Here is a 24698-nt window from a genome sequence, read left to right as displayed (position 1 = left end):
GCGGGGGAGGACGGACGGTCGGACCGTGGCGGTGGTCAGCCCGCGATGCGTTCGCGGAGCTTGGCCACCCCGTGCTTGACGACGTCTCCGAAGAGGACGTCCGGGTCGAGTCTACGGAGTTCCTCGGCCAGGCAGTCGCGCAGGTTGCGGCGCGGCAGGGACAGGTCGTGCGTCGGCTGGCCGGGCATCGAGAGCGTCGCCACGTCGACCAGCGAGCGCTCGAGCTCGATGGTGCCGGAGTCGCGCACGAGCTTCACGCCGTGGATGCCGCTCGAACCCGTGGCACGGGGCGAGGTCGTGACGTCGACCGGCACCTTGAGCTGCAGCCCGAGCCAGGCGGCGAGGAGCACCGTCGACGGGCTGTCGAACGCGCCGGAGACCTCCACCGCGGTGATCGGCTCGAACGGCGGCTGATCGAGTGCTGCGGCCAGCTGGTTCCGCCACAGCGTGAGGCGGGTCCAGGCGAAGTCCGTGTCGCCGGGCGCGTAGGAGTCCGCGAGCGCCATGATCGCGCCGTTCGGGTCCTTCTGCGCCGCGGCGTCGGTGATCCGGCGCTGGGCGATCCGGCCGAGCGGCGAGACCGACGGCTTCTCCGGCGCGGCTTCCGGCCACCAGGCCACGACGGGCGCGTCGGGCAGGAGGAGCCCGGTGACCAGGCTCTCCTCGTCCGCAGCGGTCTCGCCGTAGGCGCGGAGGACGATGACCTCGCTGGCACCCGCGTCACTGCCGACGCGGATCTGCGCGTCGAGACGGCCGGGGGACGCGATGTCACCCTCGTTCTTCGACACGATGACGACGCGCATCGGGTGCTCGCGGGACGCCTGGTTCGCGGCCTCGATCGCCTCTTCCTCGCGGCCGAGAGCGGTCGAGACGACGAGGGTGAGCACGCGACCGAGTGCGACGGCGCCGCCCTCCTCGCGGATGTGCACCAGGGTCTTCTGGATCTTCGAGACCGTGGTGTTCGGCAGGTCGATCTTCATGGACGCCTCCAGGTCCGACCGTCGCGTGCGAGGAGCTCGTCGGCCGAAGCCGGGCCCCACGTGCCGGGACGGTACTGTTCGGGCTGGCCCTGTGTCCGCCAGAACTCCTCGATCGGGTCGAGGATCTTCCAGGACAGCTCGACCTCCTGGTGCCGCGGGAACAGCGGCGGGTCACCGAGGAGCACGTCGAGGATGAGCCGTTCGTAGGCCTCGGGGGAGGCCTCGGTGAACGCGTGGCCGTAGCCGAAGTCCATCGTGACGTCGCGGACCTGCGTCCCGACGCCGGGGACCTTCGAGCCGAAGCGGAGCGTGACGCCCTCGTCCGGCTGCACGCGGATGACGAGCGCGTTCTGGCCGAGGGGCGACTGCTCGATGCCGAACACGTCCTCCGGCACGCGCTTGAACACGATCGCGATCTCGGTGACGCGGCGGCCGAGTCGCTTGCCGGCACGCAGGTAGAACGGGACCCCCTGCCAGCGGCGGGTCGCGATGTCGAGACGGATGGCCGCGAAGGTCTCGGTCGTGGACTCAGGGTTCATGCCCGCTTCCTCGAGGAACCCGAGCACCTTCTCGCCGCCCTGCCACCCGCCGGCGTACTGCCCGCGGCTGGTCGCCGTGGACAGGTCCTCGGGCAGGCGGACCGCCGAGAGCACCTTCTCCTTCTCGGCACGGAGGTGTCCGGCCTTGAACGAGACGGGCTCCTCCATCGCCGTGAGGGCGAGGAGCTGCAGCAGGTGGTTCTGGATGACGTCCCGCGCCGCACCGATGCCGTCGTAGTAGGCGGCACGTCCGGCCACGCCGATGTCCTCGGCCATCGTGATCTGCACGTGGTCGACGTAGTTCGAGTTCCAGATGGGTTCGTACATCTGGTTCGCGAACCGGAGCGTCAGGAGGTTCTGGACGGTCTCCTTGCCGAGGTAGTGGTCGATGCGGAACACGTCGTCGGGCGCGAAGACGCTCTCGACGATCGCGTTCAGTTCGCGGGCCGTGCGGAGGTCCGAACCGAAGGGCTTCTCGACCACGACCCGGCTCCACGACCCGTCGCGCTTCTCGGTCAGCCCGGACAGCTTGAGCTGCTCGGTGACGACCGGGAACATCTTCGGCGGGATGGACAGGTAGAACGCGTGGTTCCCGAGGGTCCCGCGTTCGGCGTCCAGGGTGTCGACCGTCTCCTTGAGGAGCGTGAACGCCTCGGGGTCGTCGAAGGACCCCTGGACGAAGCGGATGCCCTGTTCGAGCTGACGCCAGACGTCCTCGTCGAACGGGGTCCGCGAGTGCTCCTTGACGGCGTCGTGGACGAGCTGGGAGAAGTCCTGGTCCTCCCAGTCACGCCGAGCGAACCCGACCAGCGCGAAGCCGGGCGGCAGGAGCCCCCGGTTGGCGAGGTCGTAGACCGCGGGCATCAGCTTCTTGCGGGAGAGGTCTCCCGTGACTCCGAAGATGATGAGGGTGCTGGGACCCGCGATCCGGTTCAGTCGACGGTCCGTGGGCAGCCGGAGCGGGTTGTGCTCCGGGGTGATCGCCACCGGTGACATGTCGGTGAACTCCTTTGATCAGGTGGTGACTGCAGCCGTGATGACCGCCGTCGCTGCGGAGAGGTCCCGCGTCGACAGGGTCAGCACCGGGCGGCCGTGTTCGGCGAGGACACTCGCGTCGCCGGCGGCCTGGGCTCGGATGAGCCGACCGAAGGTGAAGGGGCGGCCGGGGACGGCCAGGTCGTCCTGCTCGTCGGAGACGATCTGCAGGAAGACGCCGTTCGCGGGACCGCCCTTGTGGTACTGGCCGGTGGAGTGCAGGAACCGGGGCCCGTACCCGAAGGTGACGGGCCGGCCCGTGCGCTCGGCGAGGAGGTCGCGGAGGGCCTCCAGGCCGTGGCCGGCCGAACGGTCGACGTACGCCTGCACCGCCAGGTAGCCGTCCTCGCTGACAGCAGCCAGGAGGCTCGACACGGCCTGGGTGAGCGTCGCGCCGGTCTCGAGTCCGCCGGTCGCGGAGACCGCGACGCCGTCGTCCTCGAACGAGGGGGCCGTCGTCTCGGCGGCGGGCGCGTCGAGCAGCGCCCGGGCCGCGACCTTGGCGGCCTCGACGTCGGGCTGGTCGAACGGGTTGATCCCGAGCAGGCGCCCGGCGACCGCGACCGCGTACTCCCAGACGAGGAACTGCCCGCCGAGCGTGCCCGTGATCTCGACCTCGCCGGCGGCGACGTGTCGTTCGTCCTCCCGGGAGCCCACCAGCCGGACGACCTGCAGGTCGGGCAGACCCGCGGTCACCTCGGGGGAGTCGACGTCGAGGACGACCGGCAGCAGCCCGCGGCCGTCCTTGCCGGTCGACTCGGCGATGAGCTGTTCGACCCAGTCGCCGAAGCCGAGGATGTGCGTCCCGTCCGCGACGATCCCGATCTTGTCCCGGAGGGGAGCCGTCCCGCCGAGGACTGCTCCGAGCACGAGCCCGGGGTTCTCGTCGGTGTCGACCGCGAGGAGCACCGAGATGGCGTCGGCCTCGTCGAGTAGTTCGGCGATGTCGGCTCCGGCCAGACCGGCGGGGACGAGCCCGAACGCGGTGAGCGCGGAGTACCGACCGCCGACCGTGGGGTCGGCGGTGAAGACCCGGTGACCGGCCTCGAGTGCCGTCGCCTCGAGCGCGGAGCCCGGGTCGGTGACGACGACGATCCGTCCGGCGGGGTTGATCCCGGCGTCCTGGAACGCCTGCTCGAACACCCGGCGCTGCGAGTCCGTCTCCACCGTCGAACCGGACTTCGACGACACGACGAGCACCGTGCGCTCGAGGTCGGTCAGCGCGGCGCGGACCTGCGCGGGATCGGTGGAGTCGAGGACGACGAGCGGGACCCCGGCCGTGCGGGTGATGACCTCTGGCGCGAGCGACGAGCCGCCCATGCCGGCGAGCACCACCCGGTCCACGCCCTGGGCGAGCAACTGCTCGCGCAGCGCGGCGACCTCGGCGACGAGCGGACGGGAGACGGAGACCGCCTCCACCCAGCCGAGGCGCTTCGACGCCTCGGCTTCCGCGGCGGGGCCCCACAGGGCGGCGTCCTGCGCCGTGATCCCGGACGCCACCAGGTCGGTGACGAGGCGCGGGACCACCGTGTCGATGGCCCGCGCCGCGTCACCGCTGGCGGCGATGGAGACGGTCACTCCTACTTGGCGTTCTCGAGCGCGGTCTGGACCGTGTCGACGAGCTCGCCCCACGAGACGTTGAACTTCTCGACGGCTTCCTTCTCGAGCAGCGCGACGACGTCGTCGTAGTCGACACCGACGGCAGCGAGCTGGTCCATGACCTGGTTCGCGTCGTCGAAGGTGCCGGCGATCGCGTCGCCGTGGACCTCGCCGTGGTCGAACGTCGCCTCGAGGGTCTTGCCCGGCATCGTGTTGACGGTGTTCGGGGCGGCGAGCTCGGTCACGTAGAGCGTGTCGGGCAGCGACGGGTCCTTGACGCCGGTCGAGGCCCACAGCGGGCGCTGCGTGTTCGCGCCGGACTCGAGCAGGCCGAGGGCACGCTCGGTCGCGAAGGCCTGGGTCCAGACCTGGTAGGCGAGCTGGGCGTTGGCGATGCCCGCCTTGGACTTGAGCGCGGTGGCCTCGTCGGAGCCGATGGCGTCGAGACGCTTGTCGATCTCGGAGTCGACGCGCGACACGAAGAACGACGCGACCGAGTGGATCTTCGACAGGTCGTGGCCGGCGGCCTTGGCCTTCTCGAGCCCGCCGAGGTAGGCGTCGATGACGGCGCGGTAGCGCTCGAGCGAGAAGATCAGGGTGACGTTGACCGAGATGCCCGCACCGATGACCTCGGTGATGGCCTCGAGGCCGTCGACCGTCGCCGGGATCTTGATGAGGACGTTCTCCTTGCCGACCTTGTCGAACAGGAACTTCGCCTGCTCGATGGTCTTCGCCGTGTCGTGCGCGAGACCCGGCTCGACCTCGATCGAGACGCGGCCGTCGAAGCCGTTCGAGGAGGCGTAGATCGGGGCGAAGATGTCCGACGCGTCGGCGACGTCACGCGTCGTGATCTCGAAGATCGCGTTGGTCACGTCGGTACCGGCCGCGGCCAGCTCCTTGACCTGCGCGTCGTAGCGCTCGCCCTTGGCGAGGGCCGAGGCGAAGATCGTCGGGTTGGTGGTGACGCCGACGACGTTGCGGTCCGCGATGAGGTTCTCGAGACGGCCGGTCTCGAGGAGCTCGCGGGACAGGTCGTCGAGCCAGATGCTCACGCCGACGGCGGAGAGGGCTTCGGTGGGAGTGGTGTCAGTCATTCGCTTCTTCTCTTCTTCGTTTCGTTCGTCGGCTGCTCGAGCCGGGGTCTGTGCGGGGGACGTGCCCCCGGGACGGGAGGTCCGTGGCGGAGTCGCCGCGGGCCTCCCGTACGGAAGGGCCGGGCCCGGAGTCCGGGCCCGGCCCAGGGGGTCAGGAGGCTGCTGCGATCGATTCCTTGGCCGCCGAGACGACGTGCTCGGTGGTGAAGCCGAACTCCTCGAACAGCTTCTGGTAGTCGGCCGAGGCACCGAAGTGCTCGATCGACACGCTGCGACCGGCGTCACCGACGATGTCGCGCCAGCTCATCGCGATCCCGGCCTCGACCGAAACGCGGGCCTTGACGGCCTTCGGCAGGACCGACTCGCGGTACGCCTCGTCCTGCTCGTGGAACCACTCGAGCGACGGAGCCGAGACGACGCGGGCGTTGATGCCCTCGCCCTTGAGCTGCTCACGCGCGTCGAGCGCGATCTGCACCTCGGAACCGGTGCCGATGAGGATGACGTCCGGCGTGCCGTTCGGGGCCTCGGCCAGGACGTAGGCGCCCTTGGCGACGTTCTTCGCGGAGGCGAGCGTCTCGCCGGAGGCGTCGCCCTCACCACGCTCGAAGACCGGGAGGTTCTGACGGCTCAGCGCGATGCCGGCCGGGCGGTCCTGGTGCTTGAGCATCTCGAGCCAGGCGTACGCGACCTCGTTGGCGTCAGCGGGGCGGACGACGTCGAGACCCGGGATCGCACGGAGGGCGCTGATCTGCTCGATCGGCTGGTGCGTCGGGCCGTCCTCGCCGAGGGCGATGGAGTCGTGCGTCCAGACGTAGATCGCCGGCGCCTTCATGAGCGCGGCGAGACGGACCGCCGGACGCATGTAGTCGCTGAAGATGAGGAACGTGCCGCCGAAGGGACGGGTGTTCCCGTGCAGGACGATGCCGTTGAGGATCGAGCCCATGGCGTGCTCGCGGATGCCGAAGTGCAGGACGCGGCCGAACGGGTCGGTGGTCCAGGTCTTCGTCGTGGCCTCGGCCGGACCGAAGGACTTGCCGTCCTCGATCGTGGTCAGGTTCGACTCGGCCAGGTCGGCCGAACCGCCCCAGAACTCGGGCATGAGCGGCGCGATGGCGTTGATGACCTTGCCCGAGGCGGCACGGGTCGAGACGGCCTTCTCGGAGCTGAAGACCGGCAGTGCGGCCTCGAGGCCCTCCGGGAGCTCCTTCGCCTGGACGCGGTCGAAGAGCGCCTTCTTGTCGGCGTTGGCCGCGGCCCACGCGTCGAAGGACTTCTGCCACTCGGCGTGCTCGGCCTGGCCCTTGGCGATCGCACCACGGGTGTAGTCGAGGACCTCGGGGTCGACGTCGAAGGTCTTCTCGGGGTCGAAGCCCAGGACCTCCTTGAGGCCCTTGAGCTCGTCGGCGCCGAGTGCGGAGCCGTGGATCTTGCCGGAGTTCTGCTTGGTCGGCGACGGCCAACCGATGATCGTCTTGAGGACGATGAGTGACGGCTTGTCGTGGACCTGCTTCGCGGCCTCGACGGCGGCGTGGAGCGCTTCGGCGTCCTCGCTGTACTCGCCGGTCTTCTTCCAGTCGACGACCTGGACGTGCCAGCCGAGCGCCTCGTAGCGGGCGTGGACGTCCTCGGAGAACGCGATGTCGGTGTCGTCCTCGATCGAGATCTGGTTCGAGTCGTAGAAGGCGATGAGGTTGCCGAGCTGCTGGCGGCCCGCGAGGCTGGCGGCCTCGTTCGTGACGCCCTCCTGCATGTCACCGTCTCCGGCGATCACGTAGGTGTAGTGGTCGAACGGCGACTGGCCGGCCGGGGTCTCCGGGTCGAACAGGCCGCGCTCGAAGCGCTGCGCGTAGGCGAAGCCCACGGAGGAGGCGAGGCCCTGGCCGAGCGGGCCGGTCGTGATCTCGACGCCGTCGGTGTGGCCGTACTCCGGGTGGCCCGGGGTCTTCGAGCCCCACTTGCGCAGGTGCTGCAGGTCGTCGAGCTCGAGGCCGTAGCCGTGCAGGTAGAACTGCACGTACTGGAGGATCGAGGCGTGGCCTGCCGAGAGGATGAAGCGGTCGCGGCCGATCCACGTGGAGTCGCTCGGGTCGCGGCGCATCACCTTCTGGAACAGGAGGTGAGCCAGCGGCGCGAGGCTCATCGCGGTGCCGGGGTGACCGTTGCCGGCCGCCTCGACAGAGTCGGCGGCGAGGACGCGGGCCGTGTCGACGGCCTTCCGGTCGATGGCGTCCCAGGTGAATTCAGCCACTTGGATGTTGACCCTTCATTGATGCGACATGTGCGAGGGCTCGTGCCATCGCACGGACATGTTGCCGACCCGGGGCTCCGTCGCGGTGCCGTTGCCGGCAGCCGACCGGCTCGAACGCGGCCGACGTCATCGGGGCACGCTGCGGGAGGGCCTCTCCAGCATAGTGAACCGGCACTCAGAAGGTGTCCAGGTGACCGGCGAGGCTGGATGGTCATCGGGCGGCGGACCGACGACCGGGCGTGTCCGGCCGTCGACGTGCGGGATGGCGGGATGGCGGGACGGCGGGATCGGGACGGGCGGCGGCGGCGGGACATCGTCGTGGCGCCGTCCATCGCGTAAACTGTCGGTGACCCGCGACCATTCCGCGGACACGCATGCCCGGACGCCGACGGTGCCGTCCACCCGAGCGTGCGGACTGCAGCGAAACAGACTGAGGTTCCCTTGCCGACTGCCACCGTGACCAGGCCAGACACCGTTCGTCGGTCGATGCTGTACCGCAAGGTCCGGGCGTACGTCTCGCTCACCAAGCCGCGCGTCATGGAGTTGCTGCTCGTCACGACCGCGCCCACGATGTTCCTCGCGGAACGGGGTGTGCCCGACCTGTGGCTCGTCTTCTGGACGATGCTCGGCGGCGCGATGTCGGCGGGCTCGGCCTCGGCCTTCAACTGCTACATCGACCGCGACATCGACCGGCTGATGAAGCGGACGAGCACCCGCCCGCTGGTGACCGGCGAGCTCTCCGACCGCGAGGCACTGGTCTTCTCGTGGGCACTCGGCATCGCCTCGACGGTGGTCCTCGTCGTCTTCGTGAACTGGCTCGCCGCCGCCCTCAGCATCGCCGCGATCCTCATCTACGTCTTCGTCTACACGCTCTGGCTCAAGCGCCGCACCCCGCAGAACATCGTCTGGGGCGGTTCCGCCGGGTGCATGCCCGTGCTCATCGGCTGGGCCGCCGTCACCGGGTCGCTGACGTGGGCACCGGTCATCCTGTTCATGGTCATCTTCCTCTGGACGCCGCCGCACTACTGGCCGCTCTCGATGAAGTACCGCGACGACTACGACGCCGCCGACGTCCCGATGCTCGCCGTCGTCCGCGGCCGCACGGTCGTCGGGCTCCAGGTCGTGCTGTACGCGTGGGCGACGCTGGTCTGCTCGCTGCTGCTCGTCCCCGTGGCGGCCATGGGCCCGCTGTACACCGTGGTCGCCCTCGCGGCCGGCATCTGGTTCGTCGTCGAGTCGCACCTGCTGTACAACCGGGCGATCCAGCACATGGAGCAGGTGCAGCCGATGCGCGTGTTCCGCAGCTCGATCACCTACCTGACCTTGCTCTTCATCGCCGTGGGCATCGACCCGCTGCTGCCGCAGGTCTTCACCTTCACGATCTGAGGCGCGTCACGACGGCCCCGGTCTCCTCGGAGACCGGGGCCGTCGTCGTGGACCGGCGCCGGCGGGGCGGGGGAAGGACCCGCGAGCTGCACGCAGGTCCGTGCTGCTCTCCACGAGGGAGACGGTGGCGCGGTCCGGGTCTGCGGGGCCAGGGGGTGCGGCCGGTTCGCACGCGGTCCGTCCATCCCGGCTCGGTCCGGCCCGGCCAGGCTCGGTCCGGACCCGCGGGTCGGCCCGCGTCCGGCTTCCGTCAGGGTGCGGACAGGAGGCACGCGACGGCCGGGATCACGACCGTCCCGCTCAGGACGGGAGGCACGGGCCAGGCAGGAGCACGCCACCCGTCCGGCTCGGGCCGGGACACACGGGTCGGTCCGGAGCGTGTCAGCGGTCCGGCTCAGGACGGCAGGCGCGGGTGGGTTCGAGGGTGCCGTCGGTCCGGCTCGGGACGGGCGCTGCGCGCCGACGCCGCCACCCGACTCGGGACGGGAGCGGTCGCTGACACCGGTACGGGCCTCCCGTCCGGCTCGGGGCGCTGGGATCGTCCCGCGGAGGACGTCCTGCCCGGCGCCGACCTTCAAGCGCCGACCGTCAGGCGCGGACGGCCTGCCGTCCGGCACTCGACCGCGTCGAGAGCACCACGGCGGTCATCGCCGCCACGAGCAGCCCGGCGAGCACCATGTGGGCGCCGACCAACCCGACCGGGAGCCCGGTCTTCGCCTGGGTGAGCCCGACGGCGATCTGGACGAACTCGACGACGAGGAGCAGGAGCGGAGCTCGGCTCGACATCCGCAGCCGCACCGCACCGATGACCAGGACGAGGGTGAGCGCGAACGTGACGTAGGCGGGGATCGCGTGGAGGTGCTGCAGGAGCTCGGTGTCGAAGCCGGTCCGGTGCAGGGCGCCGCCGTCGACGCGCTCGCTCGCCCCGGCGTGCGGTCCGCTGCCGGTCGTGAGGATCCCGACGAGGACCGTCACGGCGACGGCGAGCACCGCACCTCGGACGACGCCGGAGTACCACGAGGGGACGATCCGGTCGCGCACCCGCGGGCCGTTGACCGATCGGTAGACCAGTGCGGCGGTGACGCTCGTGAGCACCGCGGAGACGACGAAGTGCAGCCCGACCACGTACGGGTTGAGGTTCGTGATGACCGACACGCCGCCGATCACGGCCTGGACCGGGATCGCTGCGCCCTGGGCGAACGCCAGCCAGAACAGTTCCGGCCGGGTCTTGCGCATGCGGACGACGGCCAGGAACATCGCGATCGCGACGATGACGAGCACGAAGGTCAGCAGACGGTTGCCGAACTCGATGACCCCGTGGATGCCCATCTCCGGCGTCGAGACGAGGGAGTCCGTCGTGCACTTCGGCCAGGTGGGGCACCCGAGACCGGACGCCGTCAGCCGGACGAGTCCGCCCGTGCCGATGAGGACGACCTCGACGACGAACGAGGCCCAGGCGAGGACGACGACGCGGCGGTCCACGGCCCGGGGGAGCGACCACCAGCGGGTCGAGGTCGGGGTGTCCTGCTCGACGGACGGTGCGACGCGAGTCACGAGGGTGGTGCCTTCCTGTTGTTCCGGGCCCTGGACCTGTAGGATTCGAGGGTTCAGCAGCAGTCAAGTCTAGGCAGGCGCCGGCTCCGAAAGGGCCGAGATCGCCGCTCGATGCCAGGACTGCGTGGAAGCATCGACGTTGCGAGGCAGCAACACTCGGTCCGTCGTGTCGGCGGTCCGCGGTGGAATGGTGTCCGACACCACCGGGTTGTACCGGAGACGCTGTTGCGAGAAGGAAACGAGGAGACCATGTCCGACGTGCTCATCGACCGTCCAGAACTCGAAGGGCTCGGCCAGTACGAATTCGGCTGGGCCGACTCCGACGCGGCCGGCGCCTCCGCCCGCCGCGGGCTCTCGGACGAGGTCGTCACCGACATCTCCGAGCGCAAGGGCGAACCGGAGTGGATGCGGGCGAACCGCCTCAAGGCGCTGAAGATCTTCGACCGCAAGCCGATGCCCTCCTGGGGTGCGGACCTGTCCGACATCGACTTCGACAACATCAAGTACTTCGTGAAGTCGACGGAGAACCAGGCCGAGTCGTGGGAGGACCTCCCCGAGGACATCCGGACGACCTACGAGCGTCTGGGCATCCCGGAGGCCGAGCGTCAGCGTCTCGTCGCCGGCGTCGCCGCGCAGTACGAGTCCGAGGTCGTCTACCACCAGATCCGCGAGGACCTGGAGCAGCAGGGTGTCATCTTCATGGACACCGACACGGCGCTGCGCGAGCACCCGGAGCTGTTCCAGGAGTACTTCGGCACCGTGATCCCGTCCGGCGACAACAAGTTCGCCGCGCTGAACACGGCCGTCTGGTCGGGTGGCTCGTTCGTCTACGTCCCGAAGGGCGTCCACGTCGAGATCCCGCTGCAGGCCTACTTCCGCATCAACACGGAGAACATGGGCCAGTTCGAGCGGACGCTGATCATCGCGGACGAGGACTCCTACATCCACTACATCGAGGGCTGCACCGCCCCGATCTACAAGTCGGACTCCCTGCACTCGGCCGTCGTCGAGATCATCGTGAAGAAGAACGCACGCGTGCGTTACACGACGATCCAGAACTGGTCGAACAACGTCTACAACCTCGTCACGAAGCGTGCGATCGCGCACGAGGGCGCCACGATGGAGTGGATCGACGGCAACATCGGCTCGAAGGTGACGATGAAGTACCCGTCGATCTACCTGGCCGGCGAGCACGCCAAGGGCGAGACCCTCTCGGTCGCCTTCGCGGGCCCGGGTCAGCACCAGGACGCCGGCGCGAAGATGATCCACATGGCGCCGTACACGACGTCGTCGATCGTCTCGAAGTCGATCGCCCGTGGTGGCGGTCGTGCCGGGTACCGCGGCGAGGTCCGCGTGGACCCTGCGGCGCACCACTCGGCGAACACCGTCCGCTGTGACGCGCTGCTCGTGGACACGGTCTCGCGCAGCGACACGTACCCGGCGATCGACATCCGCGTGGACGACGTGCAGCTCGGACACGAGGCCACGGTCTCCCGCGTCAGCGAGGAGCAGCTGTTCTACCTCATGTCGCGTGGCATGCCCGAGGACGAGGCCATGGCGATGATCGTGCGCGGGTTCATCGAGCCGATCGCTCGCGAGCTCCCGATGGAGTACGCACTCGAACTCAACAAGCTCATCGAGATGAGCATGGAAGGATCCGTCGGCTAGATGTCCAGCTCCACCCCTCCTCCCCACATCGACCAGCCGACGGAGCCCGCGAGCACGCTCACGTCGGGCGGTACGGACCAGCACGGCGCCCGGGCGCACTCCGACGGCGGCTGGGACACCAAGGTCCCGGTGCAGACGCGTTCCGAGCGGTTCCGCTCGGGCGACGTCGGTGCCTTCCCCGCCGTGACCGGCCGAGAGGTCAACTGGAAGTTCGCGCCGCTCGACAAGATCCGGCCGCTCCTCGAGGGCACGCTGGACGGCTCGGCGTACCCCTTCCTCGCGACCCAGTCCGCCGGCGCCGACGTCGAATGGGGTCGCAGCGACGACCCGCGCGTCGGTGGTGCCGGACTGCCGGAGGACCGGGCGGCCGCCGCTGCCTGGAGCGCCCGTGACGCCGTCCTCGCGATCACCGTGAAGGCGACCGGCGAACACGAGTCCATGACCGTGACGCGGTCGGACTTCGGGACGCACGCGCGTGCCGCGCACACCGTGATCACGGCCGAGCAGCACGCCGAGGGCATCGTCGTGATCGACAACCGTGGGTCCGCGCTCCTCAGCGAGAACCTCGAGATCGTGGTCCGGGACGGCGCACGACTGACCGTCGTCACCGTGCAGGACTGGGACGACGACGCCGTGCACGTGTCGACCCACTTCGCCGAGGTCGGCCGCGATGCGTTCCTCAAGCACGTGGTGGTCTCGCTCGGCGGCGACGTCGTCCGCGTCAACCCGTCGACGCACCTCGGCGCGCAGGGCGCCGACGCGGAGATGTACGGGGTGTACTTCGCGGACGCCGGGCAGTACATCGAGCAGCAGGTGTACGTCGACCACGACGCACCGAACACCCGCAGCCGCGTCAACTACAAGGGTGCGTTGCAGGGCGCCGGCGCGCACACGGTGTGGATCGGGGACGTCTTGATCGGGCGGACCGCTCCGGGCACCGACTCGTACGAGCAGAACCGGAACCTCGTGCTCACCGACGGCACGCGCGCGGACAGCATCCCGAACCTCGAGATCGAGACCGGGGACATCGAGGGTGCCGGGCACGCCAGCGCCACCGGCCGCTTCGACGACGAGCAGCTCTTCTACCTGCAGGCCCGCGGCATCCCCGAGGAGGAGGCACGGCGTCTCGTCGTCCTCGGCTTCCTCGTCGAGGTCATCCAGAAGATCGGCGCGCCCGCGCTCGAGGAACGTCTGGTCGCCGCGGTCGAGCAGGAGCTCGCCGAGGGCCGGACGGTCCTCGCCGGGCCTGCCGCGGACCTGGTCGGCGCCGAGTCGACCGGTGCCGGGACGACCGGGGCCGACGCCTGATGGCCGAGAAGGTCTGCGCCGAGGGCGACATCGCCGTCGACAGCCCCATGCGGGTCGTCGTCGACGGCACGGCGGTCGCGATCGTCAAGGACTCCGCTGGGACCGTGCACGCCATCGGCGACACCTGCACCCACGGGGAGATCTCGCTGTCCGAGGGCTTCGTCGAGGACGACTCGCTCGAGTGCTGGGCGCACGGCTCGCAGTTCTCCCTGACGACCGGCAAGCCGAAGAACTTCCCGGCGTACGAGCCGGTCCCGGTCTTCCGGGTCGAGGTCCGGGACGGCGACGTCTACGTCGACGTCCACGACCCGGTCCCGGTCGACTGACCCGTCCACTTCTTCCGCGGCTGACGCCGCACCACAGCCACGACCGAAGGAACGCAATGTCCACTCTCGAAATCCGCGACCTGCAGGTCTCGATCGACACCGACCAGGGCACCAAGGAGATCCTCAAGGGCGTCGACCTGACGATCAACGAGGGCGAGATCCACGCGATCATGGGTCCGAACGGCTCCGGCAAGTCGACCCTCGCCTACACGATCGCCGGGCACCCGCGCTACCACGTGACCGGTGGATCGATCACGCTCGACGGGCAGGACGTCCTCGCGATGAGCGTCGACGAGCGCGCGCGAGCGGGCATGTTCCTCGCCATGCAGTACCCGGTGGAGATCCCCGGCGTCACGGTGTCGAACTTCCTCCGCACGGCGAAGACCGCGATCGACGGCGAGGCGCCCGCGCTCCGCGGATGGGTCAAGGACCTCCGCTCGTCGATGGCCGACCTCAAGATGGACCCGTCCTTCGCGGAGCGCAACGTCAACGAGGGCTTCTCCGGTGGTGAGAAGAAGCGTCACGAGATCATGCAGCTCGAACTCCTCAAGCCGAAGTTCGCCGTGCTCGACGAGACCGACTCCGGCCTCGACGTCGATGCCCTGAAGATCGTGTCGGAGGGCGTCAACCGCGCCAAGGCCGCGACCGGGCTCGGCGTGCTGCTCATCACCCACTACACGCGCATCCTCCGCTACATCACGCCGGACTTCGTGCACGTGTTCGTCGCGGGCAAGGTCGCGGAGCAGGGCGGTCCGGAGCTGGCCGAGCGTCTCGAGAACGAGGGCTACGACCGCTACGTGCAGGCCGCTGCGGCCACGGCGGAGTGACGATGATCACGACACTCGCCCCCGAGAAGTTCGACGAGGTCGTCGAGGGCCTGAAGGAGGTCCAGGACCCGGAGCTCGGCGTGAACATCGTCGACCTCGGGCTCATCTACGACCTCGCCTGGGACGACGAAGCGAGCGCCCTCATCATCAGCATGACGCTGACGAGTGCGGGGTGCCCGTTGACCGACGTCATCGAGAACGACACGGCCAACGCCCTCGACGGCATCGTCGACGCGTTCCGGATCAACTGGGTCTGGATGCCGCCGTGGGGTCCGGAGCGGATCACCGACGACGGTCGCGAGATGATGCGCGCGCTCGGCTTCTCGATCTAGCCGACCAGCACGCACGACAGGAGGCCCGGTACCGACTGGTACCGGGCCTCCTGTCCGGACGTGGTCCGGAGCGCGATCAGCGGCGGCCGAGCGCCTTCCAGGCGAGGGGCAGCAGGCCAGCGGCGATGAGCGCCTTCGCGATGCCGCCGACGATGAAGGGGTAGAGACCCGCCGCGAGGACGGACTGCAGGTCGTTCGGAGCACCGAGGGCGCCGAGGGCCACCGCGAGGTAGGGCAGGCCGGTGACGAAGGGGACCGCACTCGCGAGCAGCATGGCCGCCGCGGCGCGACCGACCCCGCGGTCCCAGTTGCGGCGCGCGAGCCACCCGATGAGGCCGGCCGCGGGGATGAAGCCGATGACGTAGCCGAAGCTCGGCAGGGAGAGGGCCTGCAGGCCGCCCTGGGCGTCGGCGAAGAACGGCGCACCGGCGAGCCCGGCGATCGCGTAGACGAGCATCGAGAGTACACCGCGGCGGGCTCCGAGGGTCGCACCGACGAGGACGACGGCCAGGGTCTGCCCCGTGACGGGGACCGGCCACATCGGCACCTCGACCTGCGCGAGCGCGGCGGTGAACAGCGCGCCGCCCGCGACGAGCGCGGCGTCGGTGGCGAGGCCGTGCGTGCGCAGACGGTCGGCGAGGACTGCGCGGGGAGCGAACCCGGTGGCGTTCGTCATGGATTCTCCTAGAATGGACTGCTGGTCCGTTTCGGACCATCGGTCCCGTCAGCGTAGCGGTGCACCTCCCGCACACACCGTTGTGCACATCCACCAAGTGATTGGACGACCTCTGTGCTTGCCGTGCACGACCTCGAGATCCGCGTCGGGGCTCGCCTCCTGATGGAGAACGTGTCCTTCCGCGTCGAGCGGGGGGACAAGATCGGCCTCGTCGGCCGCAACGGCGCCGGCAAGACCACGATGACCAAGGCGCTGGCGGGGGAGACCGCCCCGACCGACGGCAAGATCGACCGCTCCGGCGAGATCGGCTACCTGCCGCAGGATCCTCGGTCCGGCAACCCGGAGGACACGGCGCGGAAGCGCATCCTCGATGCCCGCGGTCTCGGCGAGCTCGTCGACGGGATCCGCAAGGCGACGATCGACATGGCCAGTGAGGACGCAGCGGTCGCCGAGAAGGCGATGAAGCGCTACTCGCGACTCGACGACGAGTTCAACGCCCTGGGCGGGTACGCAGCCGAGGCGGAAGCGGCGTCGATCGCCTCGAACCTGAAGCTGCCGGACCGCATCCTCGACCAGCAGCTGAAGACGCTGTCCGGTGGGCAGCGCCGCCGCATCGAGCTCGCGCGCATCCTGTTCTCCGACGCGGACACGATGATCCTCGACGAGCCGACCAACCACCTCGACGCGGACTCGGTCGTCTGGCTGCGTGAGCACCTCAAGACCTACCCCGGCGGCGTCATCGTCATCTCGCACGACGTCGAGCTCGTCGAAGAGGTCGTCAACCGCGTGTTCTACCTGGACGCCAACCGCCAGACCATCGACATCTACAACATGGGCTGGAAGCTGTACCAGCGGCAGCGCGTCGCCGACGAGGAGCGTCGCCGCAAGGAGCGCGCCGGTGCCGAGAAGAAGGCAGCGACGCTCAAGGACCAGGCCGCCCGCTTCGGTGCGAAGGCGTCGAAGGCGGCGGCAGCGCACCAGATGGTCGCTCGTGCCGAGAAGCTGCTCGCTGGTCTCGAGGACGAGCGTGTCGCAGATCGGGTGGCCAAGATCCGGTTCCCCACGCCGGCTCCGTGCGGCCGGACGCCGCTCATGGCCGAGGGGCTGTCGAAGTCCTACGGGTCGCTGGAGATCTTCGCGGGTGTCGACCTGGCGATCGACCGCGGTTCGCGCGTGGTCATCCTGGGCTTCAACGGCGCCGGCAAGACCACCCTCCTGCGCATCCTGGCCGGCGCGGACCAGCCGGACACGGGGCAGATCCAGCCCGGCCACGGCCTGCGCATCGGCTACTACGCCCAGGAGCACGAGAACATCGACGTCAACCGCACGGTGATCGAGAACATGGTCTCCGCGTCGACCGACCTCAACGAGACCGAGGCCCGTCGGGTGCTCGGCTCGTTCCTGTTCACGGGTGACGACGGCTACAAGAAGGCCGGCGTGCTCTCCGGCGGCGAGAAGACCCGCCTGTCGCTCGCGATGATCGTGGTCTCGGGCGCGAACGTGCTGCTGCTCGACGAGCCGACGAACAACCTCGACCCGGCGTCGCGCGAGGAGATCCTGGGCGCCCTGGCCGGCTTCGAGGGCGCCGTCGTCCTCGTGTCGCACGACGCCGGCGCGGTGGAGGCGCTCAACCCGGAGCGTGTCCTGCTGCTCCCGGACGGCACCGAGGACCACTGGAACAAGGAGTACGCGGAGCTCATCGAGCTCGCGTAGCGCCGCGGCGGACGCCGGCCGTGTGCTGACCGGCCGGCTCAGCGCCGCGACTCGAGGAGCTCGTCCTCGATCTCGGCGTCCGACTTCGGCTTCGTCTCCTTGCGACGCTGCCGGTCGAGCGCGCGTTCCCGCTCCTCGGGGTCGTCCTGGTTGAGGTTCCGGTACTCCTGCAGCATGACGTAGCCGAGGAAGCCGAACCCCCCGACCGCGAACAGGAACCACTGGATGAAGTAGCTGAAGTGCAGGCCGGTGTCGGCGCTCGGGCGTTCCCACCCGAGCGGTCGGGCCTCGGTCGGCGCCGGGGACTCGCTGTCGAGCTGCCCGTAGGCACCGGTCCAGATGGGGTGTCCCGCCTTGTCCGCGACGTCGGCGAGCGTGACCGACTGCACCTGGTCGGAGCCCGCCGGGTCGCTGCGGCCGGGGATGCGTGGCTCGGACTCCTGCAACCGCACGACGACGCTCACGGTCCCGCTCGGCGGGGCGGGGACGTTGTCCGGGCTGTCCTGGCGGTTCCCCGTCGGCACCCAGCCGCGGTCCACGACGAACGCCCGGCCGTCGACGGTGACGAGCGGGGTGAGCACCTCGAACCCGGGCTGACCGTTGTGCACCCGGTTCCGGACGAGCATCTGGTGGTCGGTGTCGTACCGGCCGGTGACGCTGACCCGGAGCCAGGTGAGGTCCTCGCGCCACGTGTCGGCGCGGGGGAGGACGTCCTCGAGGGGGACCGGAGCGTGGTCGTAGTTCGCGGCGATCTGGGCGTTCTGTCGGACCGCCTCGTTCCGACGGTCCCACTGCCACATGCCGAACAGGGCGCACACGACCGCGAAGGCGACGGCGATCGCGAAGTACCCGAGCCACCGGCGGCTCCGGACGAAGCGCCACCCGACGAACGGCTCGCCCGGTCTCCCGGTGCCGTCGCTGTGGTCGTCCGTGTCCGCGGCGGGACGCGCGGCGGCCCGGCGGAGCCGCTCTGCGTGGCGGCGACCATACCGGGATCCGGGGTCGAAGCCGTCCGTCATCGCCCGTCACCCGCGGCGCGGGCCGCGGAGTCGTCGAGGTCGTCCACGTCCTCGTCGATGCCGGTCACCCGCACGGGGAAGGACCGGGACCGGAGGTAGTCCGCGAGGAAGCCGCGGTGTTCGTCACACGCCGCCCAGATCTTCACGCGGTCGGCCGCGTGGATGCGCGGGTTGCGCCAGTTCACACGCCAGGCCGCCGTCGACGAGCACCCGGCCCGCGAACAGACCGGCGTCGCCCCGGGCTCGGTGAACAGGTCGAACGTCGCTCCCATCAGCGGCGGCCGCCGTTGCGCGTCGGCCACACCCGCGACCGGTCGCCGTTGCGCTGCCAGTCCTCCTGCGCGCGCTGCGCGGCGTCGCGGAGCCGCTCCTGCTCGGAGCGGTACGCCTGGGCGCGGGCTTCTTCCTGCTCGTCGCGGAGGCGGGTGTCGGCGGCGTACAGCTCGACGGCGCCGCCGGGGCGGACGACGTCGCCGCCGGTCCGGTTGCCCGCGTTCGCGAGGACGACGGCCACCCAGGGCACGATCGCTGCCGCGACGATGGGCACGACCGCGATCCAGCTGTGCCAGGCGCTCCAGATGAGCACCGCCGCCACGAAGCAGACGACGCGGAACGCCATCTGCCAGACGTAGCGGGAGAGCCGGTGGGCGCGGTCGATCTCCGGGTTGTCGGGGAGGGTCGTGACGTTCTGCGCGGCCGTCGGGCGCGCGGTGACGTGCTCCGGGGTCGTGCGCTGGAGCTGGATGCGCTGCGTGCTCTGCGTCTTGCGGTTCATGCGGTGGGGTCTCCGTCTGCCGGCCTCCAGTTTACGCCCGGGGTACGACAACGGCGGGCCCGTGCGGGGACCGGCCGTTCGCCCGGAGCGCACCGCTAGGCTCGTGCGGGCGTGTCCGGGCCCGGCGTCCGCGACCGCCATCGACCACCAGCGAACGGAGCGCCCATGACCACCCCCCGTACCGTCCTCATCACCGGCGGCAACCGCGGCATCGGCCACGCGCTCGCGGTCCGGTTCGTCGCCGCGGGGCACCGCGTCGCGGTCACGTCGCGGAACGGCCAGGGCGGCCCCGAGGGTGCGCTCACCGTGCAGGCGGACATCACCGACACCGCATCGGTCGACCGTGCCTTCACCGAGGTCGAGGCCGCGCTCGGCCCGGTCGAGGTGCTCGTCGCGAACGCCGGCATCACGAACGACCAGCTCCTGCTCCGCATGTCGGAGGAGGACTTCACGAGCGTGGTCGACACGAACCTCACCGGGACCTTCCGCGTGGTCAAGCGCGCGACGAAGGGGATGATGAAGGCGAAGTTCGGCCGGATCGTCCTCATGTCGAGCGTCGTCGGCGCCTACGGTCAGATCGGGCAGGTCAACTACGCGTCGTCGAAGGCCGCCCTGGTCGGCATGGCCCGTTCGATCACGCGCGAGCTCGGGTCACGCGGCATCACCGCGAACGTCGTCGCTCCCGGGTTCATCCAGACGGACATGACCGCTGCCCTCTCGGAGGAGCTGCAGGCCGAGTTCAAGAAGGCGATCCCGGCCGCGCGCTACGGCAGCGTGGACGACGTCGCGGACGCGACGCTGTTCCTGGCCGGCGACGGTGCCGGCTACATCTCGGGCGCGGTCATCCCGGTCGACGGCGGCCTCGGCATGGGCCACTGACGGGCTGCGCCTCCGGGGCCGTCCCTGGCTGCGGCTCCGGGTCCGTCCCGGGCAGCGCCTGTGGCCGCCCGTCCGGCTGACCGGTGGTCGGCGCAGGCAGCGCGCCGCGCGGCGACGCCCCGGTGGCTGGCCTCAGCCGCGCAGGCCGAGCGCCGCGAGGACGACTGACAGGTCGCGGTCGACCACGGCCACGTCGGCCTCGGCGCGGACCCGGGGCTTCGCGTCGAACGCGACGGCGAGCCCCGCGACGGCCATCATCCCGAGGTCGTTCGCGCCGTCGCCCACCGCCACCGTGCGTGCCGGGTCGACCCCGTCCGCCGCGCCCCAGGCGAGCAGCGAGTCCGCCTTCGCCCGTGCGTCGACGACGGCCCCGAGCACCTGGCCGGTCAGCACGCCGTCGCGCACCTCGAGGCGGTTCGCCCGGCAGTGGTCCAGCCCGAGTGCGTCGGCGAACGGGTCGAGGACCTCGTGGAACCCGCCCGACACGACGCCGACCGTCCCACCGGCGGCGTGGACGCCCTCGACGAGCTCGCGCGCACCGTCCGTGACCCGGACGGCCTGCTGCGCCTCGGCGAACACCCCGACCGGGAGGCCCGCCAGCGTCGCGACCCGCTCCCGGAGGCTCGCCGCGAAGTCGATCTCGCCGCGCATGGCCCGCTCCGTGACAGCCTGGACACGTGGCCGGGTCCCGGCGGCGTCGGCGAGGAGTTCGATGACCTCGTCCTCGAGCAGGGTGGAGTCGGCATCGAGGACGACGAGGAAGCGCGGCACCCGACCACGCTACCGGGACGCCCGGTCGTGTGACGGTGGCCGGCGTCACGGCCGACGACGAGGACCCCGCCACCCGGAGCGGGCGACGGGGTCCTCGTCGGGTCGGACGGTGGCTCAGGCCTCGACGCGGACGCCCTTGCCGACGACGGTGATCCCGGAGTCGGTCACGGTAAACCCGCGGGCCTCGTCGGCCTCGCGGTCGAGACCGACCGAGGCACCGGGGGCGAGGACGACGTCCTTGTCGAGGATCGCGCGGTTCACCACGGCACCCGCCCCGATGGTCGCCCGTTCGAAGACGATCGAGTCGAGGACCCGCGCCTGCGAGTCGATGGTCGCCCACGGGCCGATGACGCTGCGTTCGACCTGGGCGCCGGAGAGCAGGCACCCGAGGGAGACGATCGAGTCGACCGTCGCGCCGGTGTTGCCGTTCGCGTCGCGCACGAACTTGGCCGGGGGCAGGTTCGTCTGCTGGTTGAAGATCGGCCAGTCCTGGTTGTACAGGTTGAAGACGGGCACGGGTGCGATGAGGTCCATGTGCGCGTCGAAGAACGAGTCGATCGTGCCCACGTCCCGCCAGTAGTACTTGTCGCGATCGTTCGACCCGGGCACCTCGTTGCGCTGCAGGTCGTAGACGCCGGCGTCGCCGCGCGCGACGAAGTCCGGGATGATGTCGCCACCCATGTCGTGGTTCGACGTCTCGATCTGGCCGTCCCGCAGGACCGCGTCGACGAGGGCGTCGGCGTCGAAGACGTAGTTGCCCATCGACGCGAGCACCTCGCCCGGGGAGTCCGGCAGGCCGGTGGCGTCCTTCGGCTTCTCGAGGAAGGCCTCGATGCGGGTCGGGTCCGCGTCGTCGACCTTGATGACGCCGAACTGGTCGGCGAGCTCGATCGGCTGCCGGATCGCGGCGACGGTGGCGCTGCGACCGGAGGCGATGTGGGCCTCCACCATCTGTGAGAAGTCCATCCGGTACACGTGGTCGGCGCCGACCACGACGACGATGTCGGGCCGCTCGTCGCGCATCAGGTTGAGGGACTGCAGGATCGCGTCGGCCGAGCCGGCGAACCAGCGCTTGCCGAGCCGCTGCTGCGCGGGGACCGAGGCCACGTAGGAGCCGAGCAGCCCCTCCATGCGCCAGGTCTGCGAGACGTGCCGGTCCAGTGAGTGCGACTTGTACTGCGTCAGGACGACGATGCGCTGGAGCCCGGAGTTGACCAGGTTCGACAGCGCGAAGTCCACGAGGCGGAAGTTCCCACCGAACGGCACGGCCGGCTTCGCACGGTCCGCGGTGAGCGGCATGAGTCGTTTGCCCTCGCCGCCGGCGAGGACGATGCCGAATACCTTCTTCGTTGCCATGTCGTTCACAGTAGGCGTCAGCACTGGGAAACCGTTACCGTGAACGCGTGCGAGTCGATCTACTGACCAGGGAGTATCCGCCAGAGGTGTACGGCGGAGCCGGTGTCCACGTTGCCCAGCTGACCGCGGCGCTGCGGTCCGGGACGGACACCGACGTCCGTGTCCGGGCGTTCGGCGGGTTCCGCGACGAGGAGGGCGTGTGGGCGTACCGCACCCCCGCCGGCCTCGAACAGGCGAACGGCGCGCTCCAGGCGCTCGGCACCGACGTGCAGATCGCGGCGGACGTCGAGGGTGCCGACCTCGTGCACTCCCACACCTGGTACGCGAACTCCGCGGGCCGGTTGGCGCAGTTGACGCACGGCATCCCGCACGTCGTGACCGCGCACAGCCTGGAGCCGCTCCGCCCGTGGAAGGCCGAGCAGCTCGGCGGCGGCTACCGCCTGTCGAGCTGGATGGAGCGCGAGGCGTTCACGAACGCCGACGGCGTCGTCGCGGTGTCGAAGGCGATGCGCGCGGACATCCTCCGCTCGTACCCGTCGATCGACCCGGACCGCGTCAAGGTCGTCTACAACGGCATCGACATCGACGACTGGAAGCCCGAACGCGACGACGACGCCGTCCGCGCGCTCGGCATCGACCCGGACCGCCCGAGCGTCGTCTTCGTCGGCCGCATCACCCGGCAGAAGGGCCTGCCGTACCTGCTCCGCGCGGTGGCCTCGCTGCCCGAGGACGTCCAGGTCGTGCTCTGTGCCGGCGCGCCCGACACACCCGAGATCCTCGCCGAGGTCACCGGACTCGTCGAGGACCTCCGGACCCGTCGCAGCGGCGTCGTCTGGATCGACCGGATGCTCGAGCACCGCGAGATCGTGCACGTGCTGTCGAGCGCGACGGTGTTCGTCTGCCCGTCGATCTACGAACCGCTCGGGATCGTCAACCTCGAGGCCATGGCGTGCGGCATCCCCGTCGTCGGCACGAAGACCGGCGGGATCCCCGAGGTCGTCGCCGACGGGCTGACCGGTCGGATCGTGCCGATCGACCAGGCGACCGACGGCACCGGCACCCCGACCGACCCGGATCGGTACGTCGCGGACCTCGCCGCGACCCTCAATGAAGTACTCGGCGACCTCGGGCTCGCGAAGCTCATGGGCCGCGCCGGTCGCCTGCGGGTCGAGAGCGAGTTCACCTGGGGCGCCATCGCCACGAAGACGCGCGCGGTCTACGACCAGGTCCTCGCCGGGCGCTGACGCGCCGGCCTGGAGGCCCGGTGCCGGTCCCCGTGACCGGCACCGGGCCTCCCGTCCGTCGCGGCTCCTGCCCGTCGAGCGCGGCGCTGACGGGGGAGCGGAGCCCGCTCGCGTAGGCTGGGTGCATGCCCTCGGTCGTGCGCTTGTCAGACGTCTCCGTGGTCCGCAACGGGGCCACCATCCTCGACGGGATCTCGTGGGAGGTGCGGGACGACGAGCGCTGGGTGGTGCTCGGTGCGAACGGTGCCGGCAAGACCACGCTGCTGCAGGTCGCCGGCGCGCAGACCTTCCCGACGTCGGGTGACGTCGAGGTCCTCGGCACCGAGCTCGGCGGCGCCGACCTGTTCGACCTCCGCCCGCGGATCGGCTTCGCGTCGACCGCCCTGGCGCGCCGGATCCCGGTGACCGAGAAGGTCATCGACGTCGTGCTCACCGCCGCGTACTCGGTCACGGGCCGCTGGAACGAGGAGTACGAGGAGCTCGACGTCCGTCGTGCGCAGCGCGTGCTCGAGGAGTGGGGCCTCGGCGCCTTCACCGACCGGACCTTCGGCGAGCTGAGCGACGGCGAGCAGAAGCGGGTCCAGATCGCCCGCGCCGTGATGACCGACCCCGAGGTGCTGTTCCTCGACGAGCCGGCCGCCTCGCTCGACCTCGGGGCCCGCGAGAGCCTGGTGCGCACCCTCGGCGGCTACGCGCAGAGCGAGGACTCGCCGGCGATCGTCATCGTGACCCACCACGTCGAGGAGATCCCGGCGGGCTTCACGCACGCCCTGGTCCTGTCGGACGGTCACGTGCAGGCCGCGGGCCCGATCGACGAGGTCCTGACCGCCGACACGCTGACCACCGCGTTCGGCGTCGAGCTCACCGTCTCGAAGGACGCCGGGCGCTGGACCGCCCGCGCGGTCTGACACACCCGACGGCGGCGCTCCCGATCCGTCCCGCGTTCTGGTAACGTGGACGGCTGGCGTCCGCCAACGACTTCCCATCTTCCGTCATCGCGATCCACCGAGGAATCCCCATGAAGACCGACACCCACCCCGAGTACCGCGCCATCGTCTTCCGTGACCTGGCTTCCGGTGAGACGTTCCTGACGCGTTCGACCGCGAACAGCGACAAGACCATCGAGCTCGACGGTGCGACCTACCCGGTCATCGACGTCGAGATCTCGTCCGCCTCGCACCCGTTCTACACGGGCAAGCAGCGCATCCTCGACTCGGCCGGCCGCGTCGAGAAGTTCAACCAGCGCTTCAAGGGCTTCAGCAAGTAAGCAGCCTCCCAGCGCCGGACGGGCGGTCCTCCTCAGGGAGGGCCGCCCGTTCGTCGTCCGGGGGCTGACGCAGCAGAGGCGGACGCAGCAGGGGCTGACGCA

The 24698-nt window shown here is 70.3% G+C and carries 23 protein-coding genes; 11 read left to right on the top strand and 12 right to left on the bottom strand.

What is annotated here, in order from left to right:
- Window positions 1-35: 35 nt before the first annotated feature.
- From DEI95_RS11695 to tkt, 5 genes are all read right to left on the bottom strand, one after another.
- Window positions 36-980: a glucose-6-phosphate dehydrogenase assembly protein OpcA gene (locus DEI95_RS11695; RefSeq protein ID WP_110900206.1), complete on the bottom strand. Its 945-nt coding sequence runs from the start codon at window positions 978-980 to the stop codon at window positions 36-38.
- Window positions 977-2515 carry a glucose-6-phosphate dehydrogenase gene (zwf, locus tag DEI95_RS11690; protein WP_110825019.1) on the bottom strand — a complete coding sequence of 513 codons (1539 nt, stop codon included), beginning with the start codon at window positions 2513-2515 and terminating at the stop codon, window positions 977-979. The genes DEI95_RS11695 and zwf overlap by 4 nt, the downstream gene beginning before the upstream one ends.
- A gap of 18 nt (window positions 2516-2533) precedes the next feature.
- Window positions 2534-4132: a glucose-6-phosphate isomerase gene (locus DEI95_RS11685; RefSeq protein ID WP_111060313.1), complete on the bottom strand. Its 1599-nt coding sequence runs from the start codon at window positions 4130-4132 to the stop codon at window positions 2534-2536.
- Between the two features lie 2 nt (window positions 4133-4134).
- Window positions 4135-5247, bottom strand: coding sequence for a transaldolase (tal, locus tag DEI95_RS11680; protein ID WP_110825017.1), 1113 nt, complete (start codon window positions 5245-5247; stop codon window positions 4135-4137).
- Between the two features lie 151 nt (window positions 5248-5398).
- On the bottom strand, window positions 5399-7495 hold the full coding sequence (gene tkt / locus DEI95_RS11675) for a transketolase (protein ID WP_110825016.1): 2097 nt from the start codon (window positions 7493-7495) through the stop codon (window positions 5399-5401).
- A 456-nt stretch (window positions 7496-7951) separates the two neighbouring features.
- On the opposite strand from tkt, the gene DEI95_RS11670 reads away from it, so the two are divergent.
- A complete protein-coding gene (locus DEI95_RS11670; RefSeq protein ID WP_181436308.1) occupies window positions 7952-8881 on the top strand; it encodes a heme o synthase in 930 nt (309 codons plus the stop codon).
- A gap of 588 nt (window positions 8882-9469) precedes the next feature.
- On the opposite strand, the gene DEI95_RS11665 is transcribed toward DEI95_RS11670, so the two are convergent.
- A complete protein-coding gene (locus tag DEI95_RS11665; protein ID WP_111060311.1) occupies window positions 9470-10435 on the bottom strand; it encodes a heme A synthase in 966 nt (321 codons plus the stop codon).
- 249 nt (window positions 10436-10684) lie between these two features.
- Here DEI95_RS11665 and sufB point away from each other — a divergent pair, with 249 nt between their 5' ends.
- Genes sufB through DEI95_RS11640 form a run of 5 tightly spaced genes read left to right on the top strand, consistent with a single transcriptional unit; the run spans window position 10685 to window position 14896 of the window.
- Window positions 10685-12103 (top strand): Fe-S cluster assembly protein SufB, encoded by a 1419-nt coding sequence (sufB, locus tag DEI95_RS11660; protein WP_110825013.1) that lies wholly within the window; start codon window positions 10685-10687, stop codon window positions 12101-12103.
- Complete coding sequence (sufD, locus tag DEI95_RS11655) at window positions 12104-13411, top strand: Fe-S cluster assembly protein SufD (RefSeq protein WP_110825012.1); 1308 nt, start codon at window positions 12104-12106, stop codon at window positions 13409-13411.
- Window positions 13411-13737: a non-heme iron oxygenase ferredoxin subunit gene (locus DEI95_RS11650; protein ID WP_110825011.1), complete on the top strand. Its 327-nt coding sequence runs from the start codon at window positions 13411-13413 to the stop codon at window positions 13735-13737. The genes sufD and DEI95_RS11650 overlap by 1 nt, the downstream gene beginning before the upstream one ends.
- Before the next feature lie 56 nt (window positions 13738-13793).
- Window positions 13794-14564: a Fe-S cluster assembly ATPase SufC gene (gene sufC / locus DEI95_RS11645; protein WP_110825010.1), complete on the top strand. Its 771-nt coding sequence runs from the start codon at window positions 13794-13796 to the stop codon at window positions 14562-14564.
- Window positions 14565-14566: 2 nt separating this feature from the next.
- Entirely contained in the window at window positions 14567-14896 is a 330-nt protein-coding gene (locus tag DEI95_RS11640; protein WP_110825214.1) for a metal-sulfur cluster assembly factor, read from the top strand.
- 76 nt (window positions 14897-14972) lie between these two features.
- On the opposite strand, the gene DEI95_RS11635 is transcribed toward DEI95_RS11640, so the two are convergent.
- On the bottom strand, window positions 14973-15572 hold the full coding sequence (locus DEI95_RS11635; protein ID WP_111060310.1) for a biotin transporter BioY: 600 nt from the start codon (window positions 15570-15572) through the stop codon (window positions 14973-14975).
- 114 nt (window positions 15573-15686) lie between these two features.
- Here DEI95_RS11635 and DEI95_RS11630 point away from each other — a divergent pair, with 114 nt between their 5' ends.
- Entirely contained in the window at window positions 15687-17285 is a 1599-nt protein-coding gene (locus DEI95_RS11630; RefSeq protein WP_110825008.1) for an ABC-F family ATP-binding cassette domain-containing protein, read from the top strand.
- A gap of 38 nt (window positions 17286-17323) precedes the next feature.
- On the opposite strand, the gene DEI95_RS11625 is transcribed toward DEI95_RS11630, so the two are convergent.
- The 3 genes from DEI95_RS11625 to DEI95_RS11615 are packed head-to-tail and all read right to left on the bottom strand — an operon-like array spanning window position 17324 to window position 19079.
- Entirely contained in the window at window positions 17324-18304 is a 981-nt protein-coding gene (locus DEI95_RS11625) for an SURF1 family protein (RefSeq protein ID WP_111060309.1), read from the bottom strand.
- Window positions 18301-18576, bottom strand: coding sequence for a hypothetical protein (locus tag DEI95_RS11620; RefSeq protein WP_111060325.1), 276 nt, complete (start codon window positions 18574-18576; stop codon window positions 18301-18303). The genes DEI95_RS11625 and DEI95_RS11620 overlap by 4 nt, the downstream gene beginning before the upstream one ends.
- The gene (locus DEI95_RS11615) at window positions 18576-19079 is read right to left on the bottom strand and encodes a DUF3099 domain-containing protein (protein WP_110891510.1); all 504 of its coding nucleotides are present in this window, start codon (window positions 19077-19079) and stop codon (window positions 18576-18578) included. Before DEI95_RS11615 ends, DEI95_RS11620 begins: the two co-directional genes overlap by 1 nt.
- Before the next feature lie 165 nt (window positions 19080-19244).
- Here DEI95_RS11615 and fabG point away from each other — a divergent pair, with 165 nt between their 5' ends.
- On the top strand, window positions 19245-19958 hold the full coding sequence (gene fabG / locus DEI95_RS11610) for a 3-oxoacyl-ACP reductase FabG (RefSeq protein ID WP_110825005.1): 714 nt from the start codon (window positions 19245-19247) through the stop codon (window positions 19956-19958).
- 132 nt (window positions 19959-20090) lie between these two features.
- On the opposite strand, the gene serB is transcribed toward fabG, so the two are convergent.
- The gene (serB, locus tag DEI95_RS11605) at window positions 20091-20729 is read right to left on the bottom strand and encodes a phosphoserine phosphatase SerB (RefSeq protein WP_110825004.1); all 639 of its coding nucleotides are present in this window, start codon (window positions 20727-20729) and stop codon (window positions 20091-20093) included.
- 114 nt (window positions 20730-20843) lie between these two features.
- The gene (gene glgC, locus DEI95_RS11600; RefSeq protein WP_110825003.1) at window positions 20844-22085 is read right to left on the bottom strand and encodes a glucose-1-phosphate adenylyltransferase; all 1242 of its coding nucleotides are present in this window, start codon (window positions 22083-22085) and stop codon (window positions 20844-20846) included.
- 47 nt (window positions 22086-22132) lie between these two features.
- Between glgC and glgA the strand changes: the two genes are divergently transcribed.
- The 3 genes from glgA (at window position 22133) to DEI95_RS11585 (ending at window position 24596) form a co-directional block, all read left to right on the top strand.
- The gene (glgA, locus tag DEI95_RS11595) at window positions 22133-23329 is read left to right on the top strand and encodes a glycogen synthase (RefSeq protein WP_110825002.1); all 1197 of its coding nucleotides are present in this window, start codon (window positions 22133-22135) and stop codon (window positions 23327-23329) included.
- Between the two features lie 125 nt (window positions 23330-23454).
- Window positions 23455-24237 (top strand): ABC transporter ATP-binding protein, encoded by a 783-nt coding sequence (locus tag DEI95_RS11590; protein ID WP_111060308.1) that lies wholly within the window; start codon window positions 23455-23457, stop codon window positions 24235-24237.
- A 110-nt stretch (window positions 24238-24347) separates the two neighbouring features.
- Window positions 24348-24596 (top strand): type B 50S ribosomal protein L31, encoded by a 249-nt coding sequence (locus DEI95_RS11585; RefSeq protein ID WP_017887280.1) that lies wholly within the window; start codon window positions 24348-24350, stop codon window positions 24594-24596.
- Window positions 24597-24698 lie beyond the last annotated feature (102 nt).

Source organism: Curtobacterium sp. MCBD17_008 (genome assembly GCF_003234475.1).
In the GTDB taxonomy this organism is placed as follows: Bacteria; Actinomycetota; Actinomycetes; order Actinomycetales; family Microbacteriaceae; genus Curtobacterium.
This window is presented reverse-complemented; position numbering and strand designations above follow the sequence as displayed.

Coding starts and splice junctions, on each gene's coding strand:
- DEI95_RS11650 (WP_110825011.1), top strand. CDS start 13,411: ATGGCCGAGAAGGTCTGCGCCGAGGGCGACATCGCCGTCGACAGCCCC.
- DEI95_RS11620 (WP_111060325.1), bottom strand. CDS start 18,576: ATGGGAGCGACGTTCGACCTGTTCACCGAGCCCGGGGCGACGCCGGTC.
- DEI95_RS11585 (WP_017887280.1), top strand. CDS start 24,348: ATGAAGACCGACACCCACCCCGAGTACCGCGCCATCGTCTTCCGTGAC.
- fabG (WP_110825005.1), top strand. CDS start 19,245: ATGACCACCCCCCGTACCGTCCTCATCACCGGCGGCAACCGCGGCATC.
- sufC (WP_110825010.1), top strand. CDS start 13,794: ATGTCCACTCTCGAAATCCGCGACCTGCAGGTCTCGATCGACACCGAC.
- DEI95_RS11615 (WP_110891510.1), bottom strand. CDS start 19,079: ATGAACCGCAAGACGCAGAGCACGCAGCGCATCCAGCTCCAGCGCACG.
- DEI95_RS11625 (WP_111060309.1), bottom strand. CDS start 18,304: ATGACGGACGGCTTCGACCCCGGATCCCGGTATGGTCGCCGCCACGCA.
- DEI95_RS11695 (WP_110900206.1), bottom strand. CDS start 980: ATGAAGATCGACCTGCCGAACACCACGGTCTCGAAGATCCAGAAGACC.
- DEI95_RS11635 (WP_111060310.1), bottom strand. CDS start 15,572: ATGACGAACGCCACCGGGTTCGCTCCCCGCGCAGTCCTCGCCGACCGT.
- tal (WP_110825017.1), bottom strand. CDS start 5,247: ATGACTGACACCACTCCCACCGAAGCCCTCTCCGCCGTCGGCGTGAGC.
- sufB (WP_110825013.1), top strand. CDS start 10,685: ATGTCCGACGTGCTCATCGACCGTCCAGAACTCGAAGGGCTCGGCCAG.
- glgC (WP_110825003.1), bottom strand. CDS start 22,085: ATGGCAACGAAGAAGGTATTCGGCATCGTCCTCGCCGGCGGCGAGGGC.
- sufD (WP_110825012.1), top strand. CDS start 12,104: ATGTCCAGCTCCACCCCTCCTCCCCACATCGACCAGCCGACGGAGCCC.
- DEI95_RS11640 (WP_110825214.1), top strand. CDS start 14,567: ATGATCACGACACTCGCCCCCGAGAAGTTCGACGAGGTCGTCGAGGGC.
- zwf (WP_110825019.1), bottom strand. CDS start 2,515: ATGTCACCGGTGGCGATCACCCCGGAGCACAACCCGCTCCGGCTGCCC.
- DEI95_RS11590 (WP_111060308.1), top strand. CDS start 23,455: ATGCCCTCGGTCGTGCGCTTGTCAGACGTCTCCGTGGTCCGCAACGGG.